This window comes from Providencia sp. 2.29 (assembly GCF_015832305.1).
In the GTDB taxonomy this organism is placed as follows: Bacteria; Pseudomonadota; Gammaproteobacteria; order Enterobacterales; family Enterobacteriaceae; genus Providencia; species Providencia stuartii.
Genome location: NZ_CP065420.1, coordinates 485,880 through 507,658, shown reverse-complemented (window position 1 = coordinate 507,658; position 21,779 = coordinate 485,880). Strand labels below are relative to the sequence as shown.

Below are 21,779 nucleotides of genomic sequence, written 5' to 3'. Positions count from 1 at the left end.
AATGCAGAAGGCACACATTCGACAGAATATCTGAAAGAAAAGTGAACGCTTTGGCAATTTAAATATCGCTATAGCGCATTTTGATGTAGAGGGAACGCTGTCGATATGGTGAGTAAGAATACGAGACGCATCTTTGCGTAGTGAACGCTCCTCTATCTGAAGGCCCGTTTACGGGCCTAAATATCAGAGCGTTATGTACCTATTAGGGTGAGCCCCCTCATACAGGAGGGGAGTTGTTAGAGTAATTGTTGCAATAGACCATAAAGGACGGAAGTGATAGCCGCTAAACCACAAATAATGGTGAAGATCTGCGCAACAATTGATGTGCTGAATTTTTTCATCGCCGGCACAATACGCATCGCAACGACTGGCAGAATAAACAAAATAGCAGCTATCATTGGCGCACCCAGCGTCTCAATCATATAGATAATATTTGGGTTTTTGATAGCGACAATCCATGTTGTGAGAACAATAAACAGCATGGATACCGTTTGAATTTTTCTCACTGAGAAAGAAGTACGAGATTTAATTAACCCAACTAAGCCTTCATGTGCCCCTAAGAAGTGTCCAAAGTAACTTGATACGATAGCGGTAAAAGAAACAATCGGCCCGAGGTAAGAGATAATCGACGATGAGTCAATATTCGCCATATGAGATAACACACTAATGTTTTTGTCATTTGCGGTTTTAAGCTCAGCAGGACTTAATGACAAGACCACCGAAAAAACAAAAAACATCACAAATCCAGTGAGCATCAATGCTGCGCCGCCTGTGATCATATCCGTTTTAATGACCGCATTATCACCGAATTGCTGACGCTGATCTTTTGTAAACTGGCTGATAATCGGGCTATGGTTGAATGAGAACACGATAAGCGGGATCGCCATCCAGATAACGACTGGCATTGCGGCCCAATCGGGGCTCACTTCTAGCATAGAGGTATTCCATCTAGGGATAAAGTAGATGGACAAAGCTAACAAAATAAAAACTAAAGGATAAACCATCACGGAAGTCAGGCGTAACATCAAGTCACGCCCAAACAACACACCCGCCGTCATCGCACCAATTAATATCCCAGACAGTAGCCAACGTGGCATCTGCTCCATGTGTAACTGGTGAACTAAAAAGGAGTCAACCGTGTTAGTGATACCCACACCGTAAATCAGAACGATTGGGTAAATTGCGAAAAAGTAGGCAAACGTGATAATGTTCGCCCCCGTTTTACCAAAATGCTCTTCTACCGTATCCGTAATATCTGAATTGGGATTTTTCGCGGATAAAACAAAACGAGCCAATCCTTTATGTGCTAACCAAATCATTGGCGTCGCAATCAATGCAAGTATTACCAGCGGCCAAAAACCGCCACTGCCTGCTTTAATCGGTAGAAATAACACCCCCGCACCAACCGCGGTGCCGAATAAAGATAAGACCCATGTAAAATCTTTATAAGTCCATTTGTTAACTGGTTTGTCTGTCGTCTTCATAGCATTATCATTAATTGTTCATATAAAAAAGATGTGCGGATTTTGCATCAATTACTATTGAGTACCTAGCTTATTTTCCGGCTTTTGTTTGTCTTTTTGGTGCAGATCTCAAAAAAGGCGCTTAATAGGGAAAAATGGGGGAGAATAAAAAATAAAAAACCTTATTTTATTTAAAGAAACACACTAAAAATTAACAAATTTTCGATTACTAGCGTGATTAACTATCCGCCTTCAAATAAAAAAGCGGCTGAAAAAAGATCGCTTCAGCCGCTTTTCCAATCACAACACTAAAAAGTGATCAGCGATATACTGGAACCAAAATTTCCGTTGCAATAATCACCACCAAAAGGCCCACTAATACAGGAACGGAGGTTCTTTTGACCACTTCAAATGGTGATATTTTTGCCATACCGGATACCGCGACGACAACGCCAGAAACGGGTGATAATGTTCGTCCTAGGTTAGAAGCCTGCAACATAGGGATCACTAAATAGGCTGGATTCACTCCCATCTGTTTTGCTAAATGAGGAATAAGTTCAACAAAGGCATAGAAAGGCGCGTTCCCTGAGCCTGTTGTCATCGCCGCTAACATGGTGATAATGACCAGTACAATCATCATCACTATTGCACCAGAGCCGAAGGATTGCGCTAAACCAATTAGCCCCTTGATAAAGCCAACACTACTTAAGCCTTGTGCAAAGACCCCAGCGGCCACCAACAGCATCACCACACTGGCAAATGCATCAGCCATACCTTTATAACAGGCATCTAACCCCGAATAGACCTGTTTGGCATTGAAACTACGTAAAAATTCAATAACTGCTGCCAAAATAATACAAGCAACAATAATTGTGATGATGTGTAATTCAGGCGCCCACTTACCATCAAAGATCAGCACACCAATAATCGGGGTGAACGGTAAGATGGCATAAAAAGTCGGAGCATGAGTTTTAATTTCACTCACATCCAACATTTCTGTGTTGACCTGCTCTTTTTTATCGAGGAAACGCTGCCAGAAGAAGTGAGCGATAGACATGGCTACGATCGCAATAATTGAAATGGGTAACGTCGTTTTAAAAGCAAAATCAATGAGCGGCATTTCGGCAGCTTCTGCCGCTAAAATCACATCGCCAGAAGTTGGCGCTAAAATAATGGCCGCTGGTGAAGCACAGATAGCGGCTGCGGCGCCACGACTAATCCCCACATTTACCATGACAGGGAACAAGGTCGCCATTAATAATACCCCTAGCCCCGTCGCCGAAGAAACGGCTAATGACATTAAACAAGCGACAATATAAGCGGCAACCATCAACATATAAGGTGAGTTGATCATCTTTAATGGTTTTGACGCAATTTTGACAACAACATCATTTGCGCCAATGTGGGTCATATAAGAGGCAAACCCACACAACACCATGATCATCATCCCTAAGTTGCCACCACGATCCATCAATAAGTATTTTATATACTCAATAATGTCGGTCGCACGCCATCCCGTAGGTTTTACTGCTTCTGGTAAAATACTTTTCCCCATAAGCACGGTAATGATCAGGAGTAAAATACCGCCTGTCATCAACACACCCGTTGCTGAATAGCCTTTGATAATATAGCGCCCAACGCCTATCGCGACGATGACGCCAATTAACAACTCAATCATATACTTCCCCTGCCTGTTTCATTTTTTATTTGATGGTACTTTGCCCAAGATATGAACGGGATTTACTGACGCGGATCATGTCAATATCAGATAATTATGACAAATAAACACATTAGCAATACATTAAATGGTAAATAATTTTATAAGGATGGAAAAAGAAAGACTAGCCCACTGCCGAGCGGAGAAACCATTATCTCGATACGCCACGTGCAGCGCCGTTTGTAGCTCATCAAACAGCACAGAATTTGCTTCACCGTAGACAGCTATTTCCTGATCGCGATGGATAAACTGGAGGGAAAAATTTGCGTTTAAAGGGGACGTACTGGTGTTGATATTGGCAGGGATCAGTCTGTTTCTCACGTATTGGAGCGTGAGCGAGTATCAGAACCTGACCGAGTGAAAACGGTCAGCCAAAAGATATCAGACGCAGAGCCACAATATCGAATTGACCAACTGCACCATGGACGACAAGCGTAAGAGCGCGTTATCTCAGCGTGTCGGGGAATTCGCGACACAGGACAGTCAGTTAGCCATGCAATACAGGGAAATCAGTCAACGGTTAGAAAACGCTAGTTTAGGGTGTCTTAATTAATGGGGAGTGGACAGGTATTACCACAATGAAACAGGATCTCCATTAGAGGCCTATTTTGAGCAAGGGGATTTTGCTTTTGATGTGGGTAAAAATGATCTAGGCACAACCATTTGGCACTTAGTACGTCAAGGAAAACGAAGTGATTAGGCACAAAGAAGAAAATGCGCTGCACCATTGATAACCGTAAAGTGATTCAAAAAGGAGATACCACATCAACGGGCGGTACTGTATTAGAAGGAAGCGATGTTGCTAGTCGGAAAGATATCGATATCGCTACAGAGGGTATGAAAGTCTTTTGTCCGGCGTGTAAAAAAACAGGCACCATCAAGGCCGTAATAATGCCTCCTAGGGTAAAAACTATTCACGTCGTATTGCAAATAGCACTTATCTGGAATTGGAGAAAACCGATTAGCCGCACCAAACTAGTTGTTTTGAGGGGTCGTGTACGCGTAGGCATGTGATTAAAAAATTAAATGATGGGTTATCGAAACTGTTCAAAAATCATATCACCTGAAAAACCTCGATACTGTAAATAACGGACTTGCTTGCTTTTTTCTTTAAAGTCGCGAGGAATTTCATCGCCGAATTTTTTACAACGCACATCCGTCGCAAGCTCAAACCAATCCACATCAAGCTGCTCAAACTGCTGTTCAATTAAAGTCGCAGTAAAACCTTTTTGGCGTAATTCCTGCTTGATCCGTAATGGTCCATAACCTTTACGAATATAACTACGTAACTGTAGCTCTATGACGCGAGTATCATTCAGGAAATGCTGTTCACCTAAACGTTCAATTACCCGCTCAATCAACGGCTCGTCAATAATACCGTCATTTTTTTCATACATACGCCGTTTCATGCGTGCTGATAATTCCGCCGTTCCGTAATCACGGCGAGACAGCATAAATAACGCATATTGATATAATTCAGTTTCATTCATATACGACACTCTGTAATAAAAATGGGTACTCAAAGTACCCATTCTATACGCTAAATTATCCGAGTGCAGCTAAGCAGAGATTTAATGCACTTGAGACCCAGACAGTAATTTATAAATGGTATCCGGAGTATAATTACCGTCTTGGTAATAGATGGTCCAGTCGGTGATATCATCACGAGTCAAAGGATATACTTCCCCTTCCTGCATCGTCTTCACATAGAAAGGATGATTGATCAAGCGCCCCTCAAACTGATCACCGTTCCATGAAACGGGTTCAAACCACATATGCTCATGGCCATCGTAGTCATCTTCCTCGTCACGATAACCGATGCCACATTTCACCAAGAAACGCCATTCGCTCTCTTCTTCGGTGTCTGATTTTCCAAGTAGCTTAGAAAAGAAGCCTTTTTTCTGTACTACAGGTTTCGGACCATAGTTATCCAGCATATGGGTGAAGTATTCCCAACGCAATTTAGCCTTACGAGACATATCCGCCGTTTCTTCGTCGGTACGCATAAACATCATGGCGTTTTGATCTTCAAAACCTTTAAAAAAGCTTTCTAAAACTGGTTCTTCTTGTGTCACTCTAAAGAGCATCACAGACGGATGTTGATGAGACTCATCACGATCCTGCCAATCCCCCATAAAACGGTTGGAATCAGCATCGCCAAATTCATAATTCATCTCTTCGAGTGGTTTCAAATTATCAATTGGCGTTGATTGCCCAACATGTTTTAAGCCTTCTTCAAACGGTAGCGCCACTAAATACTCATAACCACTTTCTGTTTGTCCGATAAAAATTGGTTCATTAAACTCAATTTTGCCATGTGTAATGCTGTTATTAACAAAGCTCCAAAATAGCTCTGGAATACCGTAATAAGAAGCAATCGGATGTGGAATAATGATTTCCGCTTCGGATAAGCCACAACGTGCAAGGCCATGCGTGTGGAACCAATACATGGTTGGGCCACGCTCCTCGTTCTCTTGCTCTTCACTTTCGTCATGATCATAAATAGCGTGAACAACATATAAAGAATCGATACTTGGCATTAAGTCATCGATAAGTTGGAAATTTAACCATTCACGAGTAAAGACTTTCCCTGCCGCCGATAAATCAAGCCCCAACAATAAATCAGGGACTAATATTTGAATAAGTTTTAGTTGCTGTAGATAGCTAACCAATGGCTGGTCTCGAAATAGACACTCAACAATCACCGCTTGCGGTGCAGCGCTTGCCTCTGCATACAATTCCGGGCTGATTGGATCGGTTGAAAAATAGGGATTAATGACGTACTCAGGATCACTATCCACTAATGAGACATAAAAACGCAGTTCTTCTTCTCCGCGTTTACATGAAAAGAAAAAATCACTTTCACTTTCAGGTAAATAATCAATTTCACCTTCAGTAAAATAGTCTTGCTCTTCTAAACGTAGCTCTAAGAGAGATAACGTTAATTCAGAGGCAGGGATTGCCACCATCATAGATGCTTCTTTTTCACCTTTACCGGCGGCAATATCGAGGTATTGTTGTTTATTATTCATTATATAAGCCTATAATTTATTTACTCGGCAAAGGATAGCAGCTTAGTCTATCGTTTTATATTGTGAATAATCTTAACGAATTCATATTAAAATGATTATCTGTATATTTAGAAATAGTCATTATTCGACAACAACTTATTCTACTTTTCAATCCGAAGTCACTCAGGCACAATAACCTTAATTCAACTATCCTCTTGGATACTCTCTTTTATGACATTTAAATATGGGCTTTAGATATGGCAGAACTCACCAAAGAGCAAAAACAGTACGTTGATCAGCTCGCGATGGAGCGTGTTTTTGATATGAACAATGATGATGTTTTAATCAATGCATTAGAGCAAAAAGTACACCAAATGGAAGATCATTTAAAAGCCTACTTCCATGAGCGTGTGCATTTTCATCAAAACAAACAGAAATAATCAGACGATCGTCAATAAAAGAAGCTCCCCCGCTTCTTTTATTGTTTGTGAACACTTCCTTCTCAATCTAATAGACTATAAAAAGTAATTGACCAAGCTCAAGTTTTCTTCAAACACAGCATTTAACGCCATCTATTAATTCCCCTATTATGCTAAACTTATCACTCGTCTTTTATAGACTTGTTTTCCCTTGTTTATTTCAATGTTGAGCCTATTTATGACACGCATTCAACTTAGCAAAGCGTTGCTACTCTCTTGTTGTTTTTCTATTCCTGTCAGCTTTGCTGATAGTGATCGCCCACTTTTTTCAATCACCATGAGTGAGTCTGGCGTTCCACAAAATAACAGCGAAGGTGGTATTACGCGCTCATCCTCAAGCGAATCTCGTGTATTACCAATTTGGGGCGATGAAGCACGCGCCCGCGGTTACGATATCCCAGAGCCTTTTGGTGTGAGCTACGGCTATATGAACCTGCGTCAAGATGTTGTCGTGGATAAAATCGGTTTTATTTCTAATTCAAATATGGACTTAGAGAAATTACTCCATATCGAAACTGGGCATACACGTAGTAAAAATGAGTCACATGTCTTAAAGCTTGATGCTTGGGTGTTCCCTTTTATGAATGTGTATGGGCTCTATGGAAAAACAAAAGGAACATCAAAAACAAATCTAAATAACGTAGAAGCCCGAATGAAATTACCTTGGGGCACAGATTGGATTATCCCTATCGGGAAGAATTTACCTTTCGAATTAGAGTATGAAGGGAAAACATACGGCGGTGGTGTCACTTTTGCTGGCGGGTACAACCAATTCTTTACAACCTTAGATGCTAACTATACTAGAACAAATCTAGATATTTTAGACGGCGATATCTCAGCCTTAGTTATTACCCCACGTGTGGGTTATGAGTTTATTTTTGATCCTCTGATTAGCGGTCAAGGAAATACAAAAATTCAAGTTTGGACTGGTGCTATGTACCAAGATATTACCCAACGTTTTAAAGGGGATATCAGTAAGCTTGATCTACCTCCTGATTTAAGCAAATGGATGATATTTGCACCCGGTGACACAAAATTCGATGTTAAACAACATCTTGCCCATAAATGGAATAACATTGTCGGCGCACGCGTTGAACTGACTCGCAATTTTAATGTTCTGACCGAAGTTGGCTTTAATAACCGCAATAGTTTTTATATCTCAGGTGAGTTTCGTTTTTAATGCTGCAGCAACAACACTCTTCTTTATTAAGGCTGACACTGCTCAGCCTTTTTATTGCCCTCCCCACGCAAGCAGAACTGCTACCTGATCGGCAAAAAATTGATGGCTGGTTAAATGATCTTGGTGGTACAAACCATTTCGATGAGAGTAAAACCATTGATTGGGGGTTATTGCCCGGCCCTTTCTACACCCCCGAAATGGGGATTGGTATAGGTACTGCATTAGTGGGGTTATACCGCATTGATAAAAATGATAAAGAGACTCAACCGTCTTCAATAGGTTTAAGTGGCTTTGCCTCTTCTACAGGCGCATTTGGCGTTAACTTTACCAACTATAACTTTATTGACCATGACCAATGGCGGTTATTTGTTTCTGGTACGTTAAACAATATTCCAACCTACTATTGGGGGAAAGGTTACGCCGCCGGTAAGAATGACCATAATAAAGAAAAATATCACTCTCAAGAATTTGAAATTACGCCTCGTGCACTCTATCGTCTCACCGACGCTACTTATATTGGGCTCGGCTGGAACTTTTCTTCTATTAATGCTAACGACCCTGATGATGGTGCTAAACATTATTTTCAACAATCAATTGGCGGGCAGTCTGTTATTAATTCAGGCATGAGTGCCTACTTTAGTTATGATACACGCGACTTTTTGCCAAATGCGCATCACGGGCAGGCTTTCGAAGCGGTCTACACTTATTTTTCGCCGAGCTTTGGCAGCGATACACGTTTTCAAAGTACCCAATTACAATACGCCTATTACCACGAGCTCACTGAAAACACAGTCATAGCACTCGATAACTATGCACGATTTACCACGGGTGAAGTACCATGGGATCAGCTGTCATTATTAGGTAACGCCAATCGTATGCGAGGCTACTATGAAGGTCGCTATCGCGATAATAATATTTTTACGACACAATTAGAGTTACGGCATAAACTCGATTGGCGTCATGGTATCGTCGGCTGGGTAGGTACAGGCACGATGAGCGATAAAACGGCTGAATTAGGTGAAGGTCATTGGTTGCCTACCACGGGTGTCGGTTATCGTTTTGAATTCAAACCACGTATGAATGTACGGCTCGATTTTGGGGTTGGTCGCAATAGCACTGGTTTTTATTTTCAAGTAGGGGAAGCTTTTTAATGTTACAGCGATTAATCATGCTTATATTCACTTTATTATTAGCAGCATGCCAAAGCACTACCCCCTACAAGCTACCCAACGTTCTTCCTGAGCTGAGTAGTGATACTCACGAATCAGCGACTCAGACATGGCCAGTATTATCCCCTCTAGCACCGCCTCAAGGCCTAAGAGCCTGTTGCGCTTTTGGCTATGATCTGCACGCACAACTTTGGGGTATCCCAGTTCCTTTCTATACGATTGATAATATCGTCGAAGCCGATAAGTTAGGTGAACATCATTACAATGATAGCTTTTTCGGGGCCACCGCCGCTTTAATGGGCGTGAGTAAGGAAAAAGTTGGCCTGTTATATAGCGAGAAAGGCGGGTTTATCGATATTTCCCATGTCAGGGACACGGCTGACTATACCCTCTTTTTGTTTAGTCAAATTTACCCAAAACTGGGGGAAGGCTGGACGCTCAAATTAAGTGATGAACTGGCTAGCCGACAAATCGTCTTCCACTCATTTGCGCCCCCGACTTCCGCTCAGGAGCGTTATACACTTAGCGCTTATTTAGCAGCAAAATTGGCATTCCAGCTAGCAGCTTGGCATGAAATTGCCCAATGGTATGGTTACCAATCTGTTCCCGGCTTTTCCGAGGGGATCTCAGCTTTTTCACCAGAAGACCTCTATTCCAACCTACTTGGCGCCCGTTTAGCCATGACATTAATTTTACAGGGGAGAGCGCAATCATTGCCGATGTTCTCTCAATCTCTGGAAAACACCCTGCCTATCGCATTGGAGCAGCTAGGTGCGAATAGTAAATCACAAACTCGGAAGATGTTCGACCGCGTCGATGGCTTATGGTGGAATAGCTACCAACGAGTTCCTGAAAAATTCCTTGTGTTAACCCGTGACTACGATACCTCAGATAATCGTTATCCTTTAATACCTTTGCAAATGATACCCACTGAGCACTTACGTTTAAGTTTGCCTAACGAGTATCGAGGCTATGTTTTACACCAGCTTGCGCAACTTAGGTTATTACCGACAAAAAAGATGGCCCAATTGCCTATTCCGCAAACCTATTGGACCGTCGCTGATTTTCCAGCTTTATCCACCAAAGCGCAAAAACAGGATCAACAGCAGCAGCGATTGTCGTTTTAAAACAACCTAAACGAAAATAGGTGGAGATTGCTCACTTAGGCTAAATTTCCACCGATTTTTCACCCCCTCCCCCGCATTTTTTAGCTCATTTTTTCACCCGAAAACTGCTCACATTAATATCATCACCCTTTGATAAAAACACAAATTACCAATTCTGTATAAAAAACAGGCTATCGATCGCTTAATAAATAAGCAAAATAACCTTATAATAATGAGGTGAACTGTATGTTATTTACCCATATTTGAGTTAAGTTAACTTGTTTTTTGCATCAATACATCATTAATATTTATTAGTTTTAAGTGTAATATTAACACAAGAAATATAAAAACATTATTAAACAAGGATAAGTTAAACAAAAAATAAATCACAATGTGAAAATGCAGTAATTTAGCTAAAGTCAGCCGGATAAAAGTAGCTACCCAAAAATTATTCTGTTACTATTCGCTCGATTTTTGTTCAGAGAAATTAGGAGAAGCAAATGCCCTCTCGAACGATGAGGACAAACGCCGTCTTCGCTTTCTTACTGTTATTTTTATTTTCGGGGTTGAGTTTTGGCTCAACAAGTACCAGTACCACACTCAAGAAAGAGTATTCTCACAAGGCCGTGCAGAGCTCAAATCAGGCTCATACACCTCTGCCTGATTTGCGAAAATACCCATCCGGTACACCACGTAAGAAAGCGTTTTTAAAAACGATTGTCCCTGTGATTGAAAAAGTCAATCAAGAAATCATGGCTGAGCGTAAATGGTTACTTTCTGTACGCAAAAACAAAAAGTGGAGCGCACAAGAACTTCGCCGTCTAGCTCAAATATGTAATAGCTATGGTATGACCTGTACCAGCCCAAATAGAGTCAATTGGGATAAGCTGTTAAGCCGTGTTGATATCATGCCAACCCATTTGGTTGCGACCCAAGCAGCCACTGAGTCAGGTTGGGGAACGTCACAGCTAGCACAGCAAAACGGTAATTTATTTGGTATGAGATGCGGCAGAGGTTGCCAAGTCAATCAGGGGAAAATTAAAGGCTATTCCGCCTATAACTCTGTTGAAGAGACCGTGTCTGCCTATATGAAGAATATGAATACTCACAATGCCTACGAGTCACTACGATCGTCTAGAGCAAAACAACGTTTATCAAAAGATGAGCTAGATACAACCAAGCTTATCAATGATATGAAAGGGTATTCACAACTAGGTTCCTCTTATAACCGTTATTTGCAAGAGATGTACGTGAGCAATGAAGAACTGATTACACAAGCTCAAAAAACGGCATCGACTCGAATTTAATTTGTATCACCAGGTACAAGTACTCATCTAAAATCCACTTTTTTATAAAGTGGATTTTTTCTTATTGCAACCAGGCCGATTATTAATATGATGTGAATACACATTTATACTTCAAATAATTCGAGATGCCGTTAAGCGATACAGAAACACACACTAAGTAGATCCCCCTATTTTGTGGCACGTGTGAATAAATGTAGTCGGTAGCGCAGCTAACTTGATGTATGACGAGTATGCAACAATAATTAACAATCTGAGTCTTATATGAATTTTTTCTCATTCGAGTTTCTTGGCTCTTTTTTGGTATTTTTCCTTATTTACTGGAGCTGCCAGCCTAGTGCGAAGCTTCAAAATGGGCTACTAATAACCGCAAGTTATTTTTTTGTTTATTCCTTTAATCCCGATTTTGCTTATATCTTATTCGGCTATACCCTATTTATTTATTTTCTTACTAATTGGGTTTCAAATTGGCTTTCCAATAAATGGGTATTTACATTACTCGCGATAGGAATAATCAGTTGCTTTACTGCATTTAAATACTACTCATTTTTTCAAGAAACACTCCAGCAAACCTTCGATAAATTGGGGCTTAATGTAGGTTTACCTATTATTGAATTATTAGCGCCGCTTGGACTCTCTTTTTATGCTTTCCATTCCGTCAGCTATACACTTTCAGTTTGCCGCAAAGAGATCCCCAAAGCCGATTTCTTCGATGTCGTGCTATACCTTAGCTTTTTTCCGAGTATTGTCGCTGGTCCAATTAACCGAGCAAAGAATTTTATTCCACAAATTCAAGCAGAAAGCCGCGAAATACTGGATGCGCGAAAAGCAATCCTACTTATTTCATTAGCGCTGGTTAAACTGTTTCTATTTAGTGCCTATTTATCGGAAAACTTTGTGAACCCTGTCTTTGATGCGCCAGCAGGCTTCAGTGCAGGGGAAATACTCGTCGCAACCTATGCCTATGCATGGAATATTTATTTTAACTTCTCAGGTTATACCAACTTAGTAACTGGTATTGCCTTACTCTTAGGTTTTCGAGTTCCTGTTAACTTTAATGCGCCTTATATGGCGGCCAACTTAAAGGAATTTTGGGCGCGTTGGCACATTAGCCTCTCGACATTTATCCGTGACTATATCTATATCCCACTAGGAGGCAACCGAAAAGGCTTTAGTCGGATGAATACGAATGTCTTTTTGGCAATGGTGATTTCTGGATTATGGCACGGTGCGGCAATGACCTTTGTTATTTGGGGAGCCATTCATGGCCTAGGGATTGTCTTACTCAACCTTAAGAATCTATGGATGGAAAAATTAGGTTGGGCCAATAATCGATTTAATCACACCGCGACCACACTTATATCGCGCATTGTGACATTCCATTTTGTCTGCTTTGCTTGGATATTCTTCCGCAGCCAAACCTTTGATGACGCACTCATGATGATCTCACAGTTTGGGGCGCCTGGATTTATTGCATCGATAGGCTCTAGCCTCGGCCTATTAATCGCATTTTGGGCATTATTGCTGTTGTACCCTTATTTTGTACAGTCATATCACTATATTGCGAAAAAGTACCAAAATATAGCTTGGTACTATTACCCTATTCCACTCGCGCTTATTTTGACTGTTATGTTTATGCTTTCACCTTCAGGAATGCCGGGATTTATTTATGCTAACTTCTGAGTTTAAAAGAAATCTAATAAAAACCGGACAAGTCTTTTTTATTGTTTTGGTCGTAGGGCTATTATTAATTTGGCTCAATCAAGGTTCATTAGAGCGTTTTTGGCAGCAAAAATATCACCGCGATCCCCCTTGGGCGTCTCTGTCTGGAAACCCTGTTTGGGATTATGGTGCTTATTTAAATGAGGGTTCACTCGCTGCGGGTAGTACTTTCCTCTATCATGTGTCAGGACAGCATGCTCAAGATACTAAAGACGCAGAAGCACTTGCCATCGCAAATGAAAATAGCAAACGCACCTTTCCTGAAGGCTATCAAGTTGGGCTACATTTTATTAATGGCTATCTCTATCCGGCAGAATCTCTCTCTGTCACCTTCCCTGAATTACTCAAACGCCAACAAGCGCGGGCGACATTAAAGGGCAACAAACTCGGTCCAGTAAAAGTCGCTCATACCGGGCCTATTGAGCCTAAAACGGTGGCGAAATTAGAGAAAGGTGATCAGGTTCTGTTTGCGGGTGATTCGATGATGCAAGGTGTCGCACCACATGTGAAGAATATGCTATTGAAACACTATAATATCGATAGCATTAACCTGAGTAAGCAAAGCACGGGGCTTGCTTATCCACGCTTTTTTAATTGGCCGCAAACCATTTCTAAAGCGTTGAATGATAACCCTAAAATTAAAGTGCTGGTGGTTTTCCTTGGCCCTAATGACCCATGGGATATGCCACCAGATACGGGCTATAAATATGTGAAGTTTAAAAGCGAAATATGGGAGCAGGTGTATCGTTCTCGCATTAATGATATATTAACGACTGCGCGCCAACATAATGTCGATGTTATCTGGGTTGGCCCTCCCAATATGCGCAAATCAACTCTATCAGAAGGTATGAGGTTCCTAAGGAGTCTCTATCAATCCGAAGTCGAAAACAGTGGTGAAATTTATTTTTCCGTGAATGATGTCTTTAAATACAAAGACCTCACTTACTCCGATTATTTCGGCGACGATAGCAGCAAAATTAAGCTCAGAAGTGGTGATGGGATCCATTTCAGCCCCAAAGGGCAACAAGCGATAGCTGAAAAAGTATTTTCATTAATTCATTTTGAAGAGGAAAAAGAGATACCTCATGAAGCAGAACAAACTGCGTCAAGCCAAATCCAAGTTAGCGGCAGCTAGCGTCATCGCTTTGCTGTCGCTAAGCTTGTTGTCCTGTCAACAAGATGCCGAGCGGACGAGTCAAGGTTCAACACGAGGTGGTACACTCACAAATGTGAATGTACGTGGGCAGCTCATCAATAACGCTGAGCCAAACCTCAGCCACTTTGCGAGCAAACTAAAGCAAGGTCATCAACAGGTCCATATTGTTCAAATTGGGGATTCTCATACTGCTGCCGATTTCTTTAGCGGTAATTTAAGAACATTGTTCCAACAACGCTATGGTGATGCGGGGCCAGGTTTTGTACCTGCAATTTCCATTCCGGGGCAGCGTACTGCGACAATTAACCGTAGAAGCGATAAACAGCAATGGGAACTGTTTAGTAGCCGTAAGGATGAGCGTTTCGATTACCCTCTTGGTGGGCTTATCGCGTTACCAATGACATCGGCGAGCACTGTACAACTGATGCCATTGCAAGCGGCAAATGGGGTTTATCAACTGCAAGCTCTTTACCAAAACACAGCGGGCAGTCAGATGAGTGTCTCCCCTGCGGCTTCATCACCCGTTGCATTACCCGCAACAGGCAATTATTGGCGCTTCTCTTCTCCTGTGAATACTCAGTTACCGGCTGAAGTTACTGTAAGTAATGACAATAACCTCAAGCTAGGAGGGTGGCTGTTGCGCTCAAATCGTCCGGGCGTTATGTTATCGGCGATCGGCATTAATGGCGCGACAATCAATATGATTGATAAATGGCAGCCACAATGGGTTGAAACATTGGCACAGATGTCACCCGATATGGTGATCTTAGCTTATGGCACTAACGAAGCATTCAACGACAAGTTAGATTTAATTGCGTACCAGCAAAGCTTGCGTGAGAAAATTCGTCAAATCCGCCAATATATGCCCAAAAGTGTCATCGTTTTAGTCGGTCCTAATGACTCAATTAAATTTAACGATGCCACAAGCTGCGATGCCAAAATGCCTGTGCATTTAAAGAATGTTATCAAGGTTCAAAAAGCGATAGCAGCACAAGAAAATACCCTATTCTGGGATTGGCAGGATTTTATGGGTGGGCCTTGCTCGATTCGTTCATGGGCCGCACAGGATCTCGCACGACCTGATAATGTTCACTTATCTGCCGAAGGCTATAAAAGAAGTGCGCAAGGCTTTTATCAACAGCTTAGCCAGTTATTAAACTAATCTAAAAAGCAAATGGCGAGATACGCTCTCGCCATTCTTTTTAGCAGCAAATACATTCATCGCATTATCTGCCACTCTTATTACCATCGCCACCTATAAACAACAATATTCGTATGGTACGCATCCTATCGAGTGGTCATACAAAATTCGCTTATTGAATCTCTTTGGAATTGCCCTATTTTGCTCTTCCCCGAACGCGATTGGCTTTCGGGGAGTCGTTAAATTACAAGAAAGCGAAGAAGATCATACCGACTATTGCCCCTGTAGTACCGAGGATAGTTTCCATAATGGTCCACGTTTTCAATGTCTGAGCTTCCGTTGCCCCCGTAAACTTACCAAACAACCAGAAACCGGAGTCATTCACATGGCTTAAAATGAGTGAGCCACCAGAAATACAAGTCGCTAATGCCGCCAATTGTGCCCCTGAATAACCTAACTCACCAACTACAGGCAAGACTAACCCAACCGTTGTTAAACAGGCTACCGTTGCCGAGCCTTGGATCACACGGACAGCGCCAGCAAGGACAAAACACGCAACGGCAATAGGCAAGCCTGCACCGATTAATGAATCACCTAATGCGGGGCCAACACCGGAATCAACAAGTACTTGCTTAAAGACACCACCAGCACCCGTTACCAATAAAATGATCCCCGCAGGTTGGATTGCCGCAGAGCAAACCTCCATGACTTTTTCTTTATTCATGCCATAGCGGAAACCTAAACCGTAAACAGCTAGCAGACACGCTAATAATAAAGCCGTAAATGGATGACCAATAAACTCAAGCCAATGCTCAAGCGTAGAGCCTTTTTCAACCAAGTGTGTTCCGATGGTTTTCAGGCCTACTAATACCAATGGGAACAAGACTAAAGATAGGCTAAACCCGAAACTTGGCATTTTGCCGTGATCCATCGTTGGTGCTTGGTAATCCGCTGGGATATCAATACTGACGTGTTTACTAATAAAACTGCCAAAGAGTGGACCTGCCAATAACATACCGGGTATTGCCGCACACAGACCAATTAAGATCATCCAGCCATAGTCGGCGCCCATTTGTGAAGCGACCAACATTGGTGTAGGCCCTGGGAGTAAGAACGCAGCCGCAGCTGCTACCCCTGCAAACAACGGAATAGCCATGCGAACAACATTATGACCTGTGCGGTTTGCTACAGCGAATACCACCCCAATCAACAGCACGATCGCAACATCAAAAAATAGTGGTAATGCACAGATTAAACCGGCGATCCCTACAGCATAATGCGCTCTTTTCTCCCCAAATAATTGGAGTAGTTTTGTCGCAACCTGATCGAGCGCGCCTGTTTCGTGTAAAATTTTCCCAAACATGGCGCCAAGTGCGACAACGATAGCCAAGAAACCGAGTGTTCCTGCCATCCCTTTTTGCATCGTTTCTGTGATGTCTTGCACTGGCATACCTGAAAATAATCCAGCGCCGATAGAGACAATCATCAATGCAACAAAAGCATGTAAACGGGCGTACATGACAAGAAACAGTAATAAAACCACAGAGCCGACCGCAGTCAGAACGAGTGTCAGTGTGCTTAATGCTTCAACTGGGGTGTTCATGAATTGCCTCCAGAAACAATTTGATGAATAGCCGTACGTGTATTTTCAATCACTTCATCAAGTGATGGGCGAATATCGACAACATGAACATCCTGTTCTTCTGATGTAGGCTCTTGCAGTGCCTGAAATTGTGATACCAACATTTCAGGCTTAAAGAAGTGCCCTTTACGTGCTTTGAGGCGATTTTCAATGAGCTCAGCATCCCCTTTCAGGTAGATAAAATAGAGATTCTTATTACCTTCTCTTAACTTATCGCGATAACTTTTTTTCAATGCAGAGCATACAACCAAAGAAATAGGGTTGGTTCGCTGCATTGCAAAAATGGCATCATTTAATGCTGCAAGCCAAGGTTGGCGATCTTCATCATTCAGTGCGTGGCCCAAAGCCATTTTTTGAATATTTGCTCTCGGATGCAGAAAATCACCATCTAAAAAAGCCGCATTTGTTTTTTGAGCGACACCGCTTGCGACAGCCGATTTACCGCTACCCGATACCCCCATAAAAACAAATGTATAATTTTGTGCTTGGGTATCACTCATGGGAAACTCCTCAGGTGTTAAATAAAAAAGGTACGCTTATTTTTTGTTTACCGATGATAGAAACCGAATTGTTACCGGTAACAGTTACCAGTAACATTATCAGCAGTGCGGCTATTTTTAGCAATTATCTTGATAGGGAAATAAAGAGATCTGTGATGCCTCTCTCACTAATATGCTGCATCACTTTTTAATTTCAAATACTTTCACCGGGCAGTAACTCAAAACCAACATCAAATAACGTTTGTGGTAACTTTTTACCATTAATGCGCGCAAGCAGTACTTCGGCGGCCTTACGCCCCATACTATCCCGAGGGGTTAAAACACTGGCTAATTTCGGCGTCATGACTTGCCCAACATCATGACCGTGAAACCCTGATATTGCCAAATCTTCAGGAACTTTAATGCCAAGACGCTGGCACTCAAAAATAGCACCGATGGCAAGGTCGTCGTTGGTGCAAAATAAACCATCTGCCTCGGGGTATTTTTCTTTGCACTCATGAAGTAACTGAGCGCCTAATGAATAAGAAGAGCTTGCTTGCGTCATCACATTACGAGGCTCCAACCCCGCATCACGCATCGCTTGCTCATAGCCTTGTAGCCGAATAAAGGTCCGTTCATCATATCGAGCGCCAAGATACACCACATGTTGGCAGCCACGCGCTAACATAGCTGCTGTCATCTGCCGTGAGGCTTCAAAGTTATCAATACCGACAGCAACATCTAAACACGGAGAGACGCTATCCATGATCTCAACCACAGGGATCCCCGCGGTCTTCAACATTCTAAGCGTGCGATCAGTATGGGTACGCTCTGCTAAGATCACACCGTCAATATTGTAAGAAAGTAGAAAAGTTAAACGCTCCTCTTCTTTTTCAGGAAGGTAACCATAGTGTGCTAGCATGGTTTGATAACCATAATGGTCAGTCACTGTTTCAATACCGCGGATCACTTCAGCAAAAACTTGGTTGGTCAGCGACGGCAACAGAACACCAATCGCATGGCTGGTTGCATTAGACAGCAAATCGGGGGCCTTATTGGGAATATACCCTAACGCTTCCACCGCTTGAGCAATTTTACCGCGTAACACTTCAGAAACCTGCTCTGGGTTTCGCAAAAAGCGACTAACTGTCATTTTCGTGACACCGACTCTGTCGGCAACATCCTGTAGTGAGGGTCTTTTTTTCTTCATATATTCCGTGTTTCTAACTTACGCAAGTGCGAGTGACTATGTTCAGCGATCTTTGTATGGATAGCAATGTTTGTTACTGATTTACATCACAGAATAGCGGAGTTTTCCGACTAATGTCTCTTTTGTTATTGACTCCTTAGTATGACTCCGTTAACTTCCGCGCTATATATCAATAAATATAACGAAATTTCTTTTTAGCACTATGGGAATCAATCGTAGACTCTTTATTCAATCCTGCGCGGCGTTAGCGGCACTCGCTTATTTGCCTGCTTATGGGCGCATTGAACAAGCGTTGTTTGGTGTATTACCACAACCAAACAAAATCCAGCGTGTAATGAGTTCTGGTCCACCTGCAGATTTACTGCTATTTGCTTTAGCCCCTGAAAAAATGGTTGGATTCTCATCCATTCATTTGCAAAAAGAGCATGACGAACTATTTGCTCAACAATGGCGAGATTTGCCTATTTATGGTCGCCTAGCAGGTCGAGGAAGTACGCTATCTTTGGAAAAGCTGCTCGATTATAACCCACAGTTAATAATTGATACTGGAAATATTGATGACACTTATCGCTCTCAGGCGGCGAAACTTGCCAAACAAACAGGCATTGCTTATTTACTGATAGCCGGAGGGCTACAAGATTCACCACAGCAATTACTTCAACTCGGTGAGACCTTAAATGTACCGCAGCAAGCTCAAACGCTCAGCACACTTGCCAAACACTATTTGCAAGACGCGAAACAATTCGCCATACAACACCATGCGAATGCCCCCAGTTTCTACCTAGCTAGAGGCGCCAAAGGTTTACAAACAGGCACCCGAGGCTCTATTCATACTGAAGCCATAGAAATATTAGGTTTCCGTAATGTCGCCGATATTCCTAATTTTAGGGGGCTAACAGAGGTTTCAATGGAACAACTGTATGATTGGAACCCCGATATTATTATTACTCAATATCAAGAAGCTGAGGAATTTATTCGCCAATCCGCGTTATGGAAAGGGTTAACGGCGGTTGCCACTAACCAATTACTGACCTTTGGAGGAATGCCATTTGGTTGGCTTGATGGCCCCCCAGGAATTAACCGCCTCTTAGGCATGCGCCGGTTACAAAGCCATTTTGATCAACAAATCGAATCCACCATACGCGATGACATCAAACAATTTTTCCATCTGTTTTATCACTCATCGGTGACTGATACGCAAATTGATAGATTGATGGAATTATCATGAGTCGCACAATCAAACCGTTACTTCTTGTTATCGTTTTTATCGGCGCCCTGATCATTGCATTAATTAGTGGTAAGTATTCACTTACGCTTAATCAGCTCATTGATTTAGTTGTGTCTGAATTTACCTCACAAACTCTCGCCGATGACCCACGCAATGCCACTGTTTTTTGGCAAATACGTTTTCCTCGCACACTCGCCGCGATGGTGATTGGAGGAGGACTGGCGATTGCAGGAGCGGCTTATCAGGGAATGTTTCGAAATCCATTAGTATCACCCGATATACTTGGGGTTTCAGCGGGGGCTGGGGTAGGTGCTGTTATTGGTATATTTTTAGGTCAATCGCTGCTCTACATTCAACTAGCCGCCTTTGTTGGTGGGCTATTGGCAGTATCTTTAGTGTGCCTAATTGCCCGAATGGCGCGCCAGCATGACCCCATTTTATCTCTCGTCTTAGTTGGTGTTGCGATCAGCGCCTTATGTGGTGCAGCCATCTCTTTAATAAAAATTCTTGCAGACCCTTATACCCAATTGCCTTCTATCACCTTCTGGCTATTAGGCGGGCTTTCATCCATCACCCAAAGCGACCTACTGTCTGTGTTGCCCATTATGTTGGTTGGCATTATGCCACTGTTACTGTTGCGCTGGCGCATGAATTTACTGAGTCTATCTGATGAAGAAGCGAAAAGTTTGGGTATCAATGTCAGCTTAATGCGAACAATATTTATTATTTCAGCAACATTGATTACCGCCAGTGCGGTATCCATTGCAGGGATCATCGGTTGGATTGGCTTAATCGTTCCGCATATCACCCGAATGATAGTGGGCGCTAACTTCCGCTATCAACTCCCTGCCTCAATGGCTATTGGAGCCATTATGTTACTCATTACCGATACACTCGCTCGCACTATTGCTTCCATTGAGCTTCCACTCGGCATATTAACTTCAGCGGTCGGTGCCCCTTTCTTTTTGGCAATCCTTTTACAAACACGGAGTGCCAAATGAACCTAATCAGACTGGAAAATGTAGCGATTGGCTATCATCATCAAGCCATTATGACAAAAATTAATTTCGCGTTACAAGCTGGCGCGATGACCTGCCTTCTCGGTGCGAATGGGTGCGGCAAAACAACGCTAATGAAAACTTTATTAGGGCTTCTTCCTGCTCTTGAAGGTCACATTTTATTAAAAGAAAAGTCACTCACCTCTTATAAACCGGCTGATATAGCGAAAGTAATTGCTTACGTACCTCAAGCTCATGATACCCCGTTCACCTTTACTGCCATAGATATGGTCATGATGGGGCTGACGCCTCACCTCTCACTCTTTTCTGTTCCCGGCGCCAAAGAACGCGTACTCGGGCTAGAACAACTAAAAAAGCTGGGGATTGAGCATCTTGCCTCGCGTTTATACAGCACCCTCAGTGGGGGAGAAAAACAGTTAGTATTGATAGCCCGAGCCTTAATCCAAAAACCAATCATGTTAATTATGGATGAGCCCGCCGCGAGTTTAGACTTTGGTAACCAGATCCGTTTATTGAAGCAAATTGAACAATTAAAAGCAGATGGGATCACTGTTCTCATGTCGACTCATCACCCACAGCATGCTGCCGCCATTGCAGATAATGTTATCTTACTGGATAAACATGCTGGCGTAAGACAAGGCTCTGCCGAAAGTATGTTAACACTTACCAACCTAGCAAGACTCTATTCTATTGATGAAGAGAGTATTGCCGCTCATTTTCAGCTTCCAGCTCATTTTACTCGCTAAGGTGAAA

At 42.4% G+C, this 21,779-nt stretch carries 19 protein-coding genes; 12 read left to right on the top strand and 7 right to left on the bottom strand.

The window, feature by feature from the left end; all coding sequences use genetic code 11:
• Positions 1 to 236 precede the first annotated feature (236 nt).
• Positions 237 to 1,484: an aromatic amino acid transport family protein gene (locus I3B46_RS02165; RefSeq protein ID WP_004925994.1), complete on the bottom strand. Its 1,248-nt coding sequence runs from the start codon at positions 1,482 to 1,484 to the stop codon at positions 237 to 239.
• Positions 1,485 to 1,782: 298 nt separating this feature from the next.
• Complete coding sequence (gene dcuC / locus I3B46_RS02160; protein ID WP_004925992.1) at positions 1,783 to 3,141, bottom strand: anaerobic C4-dicarboxylate transporter DcuC; 1,359 nt, start codon at positions 3,139 to 3,141, stop codon at positions 1,783 to 1,785.
• Between the two features lie 753 nt (positions 3,142 to 3,894).
• Between dcuC and I3B46_RS22070 the strand changes: the two genes are divergently transcribed.
• A complete protein-coding gene (locus tag I3B46_RS22070) occupies positions 3,895 to 4,194 on the top strand; it encodes a PAAR domain-containing protein (protein ID WP_104873032.1) in 300 nt (99 codons plus the stop codon).
• A gap of 20 nt (positions 4,195 to 4,214) precedes the next feature.
• Here the strand turns inward: I3B46_RS22070 and I3B46_RS02155 are convergent, their stop codons facing one another.
• Together I3B46_RS02155 and I3B46_RS02150 are read right to left on the bottom strand one after the other, a co-directional pair.
• Positions 4,215 to 4,670, bottom strand: a complete 456-nt coding sequence (locus I3B46_RS02155) for a regulatory protein RecX (RefSeq protein ID WP_014656910.1) — start codon at positions 4,668 to 4,670, stop codon at positions 4,215 to 4,217.
• Positions 4,671 to 4,751: 81 nt separating this feature from the next.
• Positions 4,752 to 6,212 carry a DUF4026 domain-containing protein gene (locus I3B46_RS02150; RefSeq protein ID WP_004925984.1) on the bottom strand — a complete coding sequence of 487 codons (1,461 nt, stop codon included), beginning with the start codon at positions 6,210 to 6,212 and terminating at the stop codon, positions 4,752 to 4,754.
• A gap of 236 nt (positions 6,213 to 6,448) precedes the next feature.
• Between I3B46_RS02150 and I3B46_RS02145 the strand changes: the two genes are divergently transcribed.
• From I3B46_RS02145 to I3B46_RS02110, 8 genes are all read left to right on the top strand, one after another.
• On the top strand, positions 6,449 to 6,631 hold the full coding sequence (locus tag I3B46_RS02145) for a hypothetical protein (protein ID WP_004925981.1): 183 nt from the start codon (positions 6,449 to 6,451) through the stop codon (positions 6,629 to 6,631).
• Between the two features lie 217 nt (positions 6,632 to 6,848).
• Positions 6,849 to 7,850 carry a hypothetical protein gene (locus I3B46_RS02140; RefSeq protein ID WP_014656912.1) on the top strand — a complete coding sequence of 334 codons (1,002 nt, stop codon included), beginning with the start codon at positions 6,849 to 6,851 and terminating at the stop codon, positions 7,848 to 7,850.
• A complete protein-coding gene (locus I3B46_RS02135; protein ID WP_104873033.1) occupies positions 7,850 to 9,001 on the top strand; it encodes a BamA/TamA family outer membrane protein in 1,152 nt (383 codons plus the stop codon). Before I3B46_RS02140 ends, I3B46_RS02135 begins: the two co-directional genes overlap by 1 nt.
• Complete coding sequence (locus I3B46_RS02130) at positions 9,001 to 10,146, top strand: DUF4056 domain-containing protein (protein WP_014656914.1); 1,146 nt, start codon at positions 9,001 to 9,003, stop codon at positions 10,144 to 10,146. The genes I3B46_RS02135 and I3B46_RS02130 overlap by 1 nt, the downstream gene beginning before the upstream one ends.
• 479 nt (positions 10,147 to 10,625) lie before the next feature.
• On the top strand, positions 10,626 to 11,432 hold the full coding sequence (locus tag I3B46_RS02125) for a protein bax (RefSeq protein ID WP_014656915.1): 807 nt from the start codon (positions 10,626 to 10,628) through the stop codon (positions 11,430 to 11,432).
• Positions 11,433 to 11,693: 261 nt separating this feature from the next.
• Complete coding sequence (locus I3B46_RS02120) at positions 11,694 to 13,112, top strand: MBOAT family O-acyltransferase (protein ID WP_036944032.1); 1,419 nt, start codon at positions 11,694 to 11,696, stop codon at positions 13,110 to 13,112.
• Positions 13,099 to 14,286 (top strand): SGNH/GDSL hydrolase family protein, encoded by a 1,188-nt coding sequence (locus I3B46_RS02115; RefSeq protein WP_041705094.1) that lies wholly within the window; start codon positions 13,099 to 13,101, stop codon positions 14,284 to 14,286. The genes I3B46_RS02120 and I3B46_RS02115 overlap by 14 nt, the downstream gene beginning before the upstream one ends.
• Positions 14,237 to 15,469, top strand: coding sequence for an SGNH/GDSL hydrolase family protein (locus I3B46_RS02110; protein WP_040132721.1), 1,233 nt, complete (start codon positions 14,237 to 14,239; stop codon positions 15,467 to 15,469). Before I3B46_RS02115 ends, I3B46_RS02110 begins: the two co-directional genes overlap by 50 nt.
• 223 nt (positions 15,470 to 15,692) lie before the next feature.
• Here the strand turns inward: I3B46_RS02110 and gntU are convergent, their stop codons facing one another.
• The 3 genes from gntU to gntR form a co-directional block, all read right to left on the bottom strand.
• Positions 15,693 to 17,051: a gluconate transporter gene (gene gntU, locus I3B46_RS02105; protein WP_004925967.1), complete on the bottom strand. Its 1,359-nt coding sequence runs from the start codon at positions 17,049 to 17,051 to the stop codon at positions 15,693 to 15,695.
• Positions 17,048 to 17,590, bottom strand: a complete 543-nt coding sequence (gntK, locus tag I3B46_RS02100) for a gluconokinase (RefSeq protein ID WP_004925965.1) — start codon at positions 17,588 to 17,590, stop codon at positions 17,048 to 17,050. Before gntK ends, gntU begins: the two co-directional genes overlap by 4 nt.
• A gap of 193 nt (positions 17,591 to 17,783) precedes the next feature.
• Positions 17,784 to 18,779 carry a gluconate operon transcriptional repressor GntR gene (gntR, locus tag I3B46_RS02095; RefSeq protein ID WP_004926113.1) on the bottom strand — a complete coding sequence of 332 codons (996 nt, stop codon included), beginning with the start codon at positions 18,777 to 18,779 and terminating at the stop codon, positions 17,784 to 17,786.
• A 202-nt stretch (positions 18,780 to 18,981) separates the two neighbouring features.
• Here gntR and I3B46_RS02090 point away from each other — a divergent pair, with 202 nt between their 5' ends.
• Genes I3B46_RS02090 through I3B46_RS02080 form a run of 3 tightly spaced genes read left to right on the top strand, consistent with a single transcriptional unit; the run spans position 18,982 to position 21,772 of the window.
• Complete coding sequence (locus tag I3B46_RS02090; protein ID WP_076914675.1) at positions 18,982 to 20,007, top strand: ABC transporter substrate-binding protein; 1,026 nt, start codon at positions 18,982 to 18,984, stop codon at positions 20,005 to 20,007.
• Entirely contained in the window at positions 20,004 to 21,008 is a 1,005-nt protein-coding gene (locus tag I3B46_RS02085; protein WP_014656919.1) for a FecCD family ABC transporter permease, read from the top strand. The genes I3B46_RS02090 and I3B46_RS02085 overlap by 4 nt, the downstream gene beginning before the upstream one ends.
• Complete coding sequence (locus I3B46_RS02080) at positions 21,005 to 21,772, top strand: ABC transporter ATP-binding protein (protein ID WP_004925950.1); 768 nt, start codon at positions 21,005 to 21,007, stop codon at positions 21,770 to 21,772. The genes I3B46_RS02085 and I3B46_RS02080 overlap by 4 nt, the downstream gene beginning before the upstream one ends.
• The last annotated feature ends 7 nt before the right edge of the window (positions 21,773 to 21,779 follow it).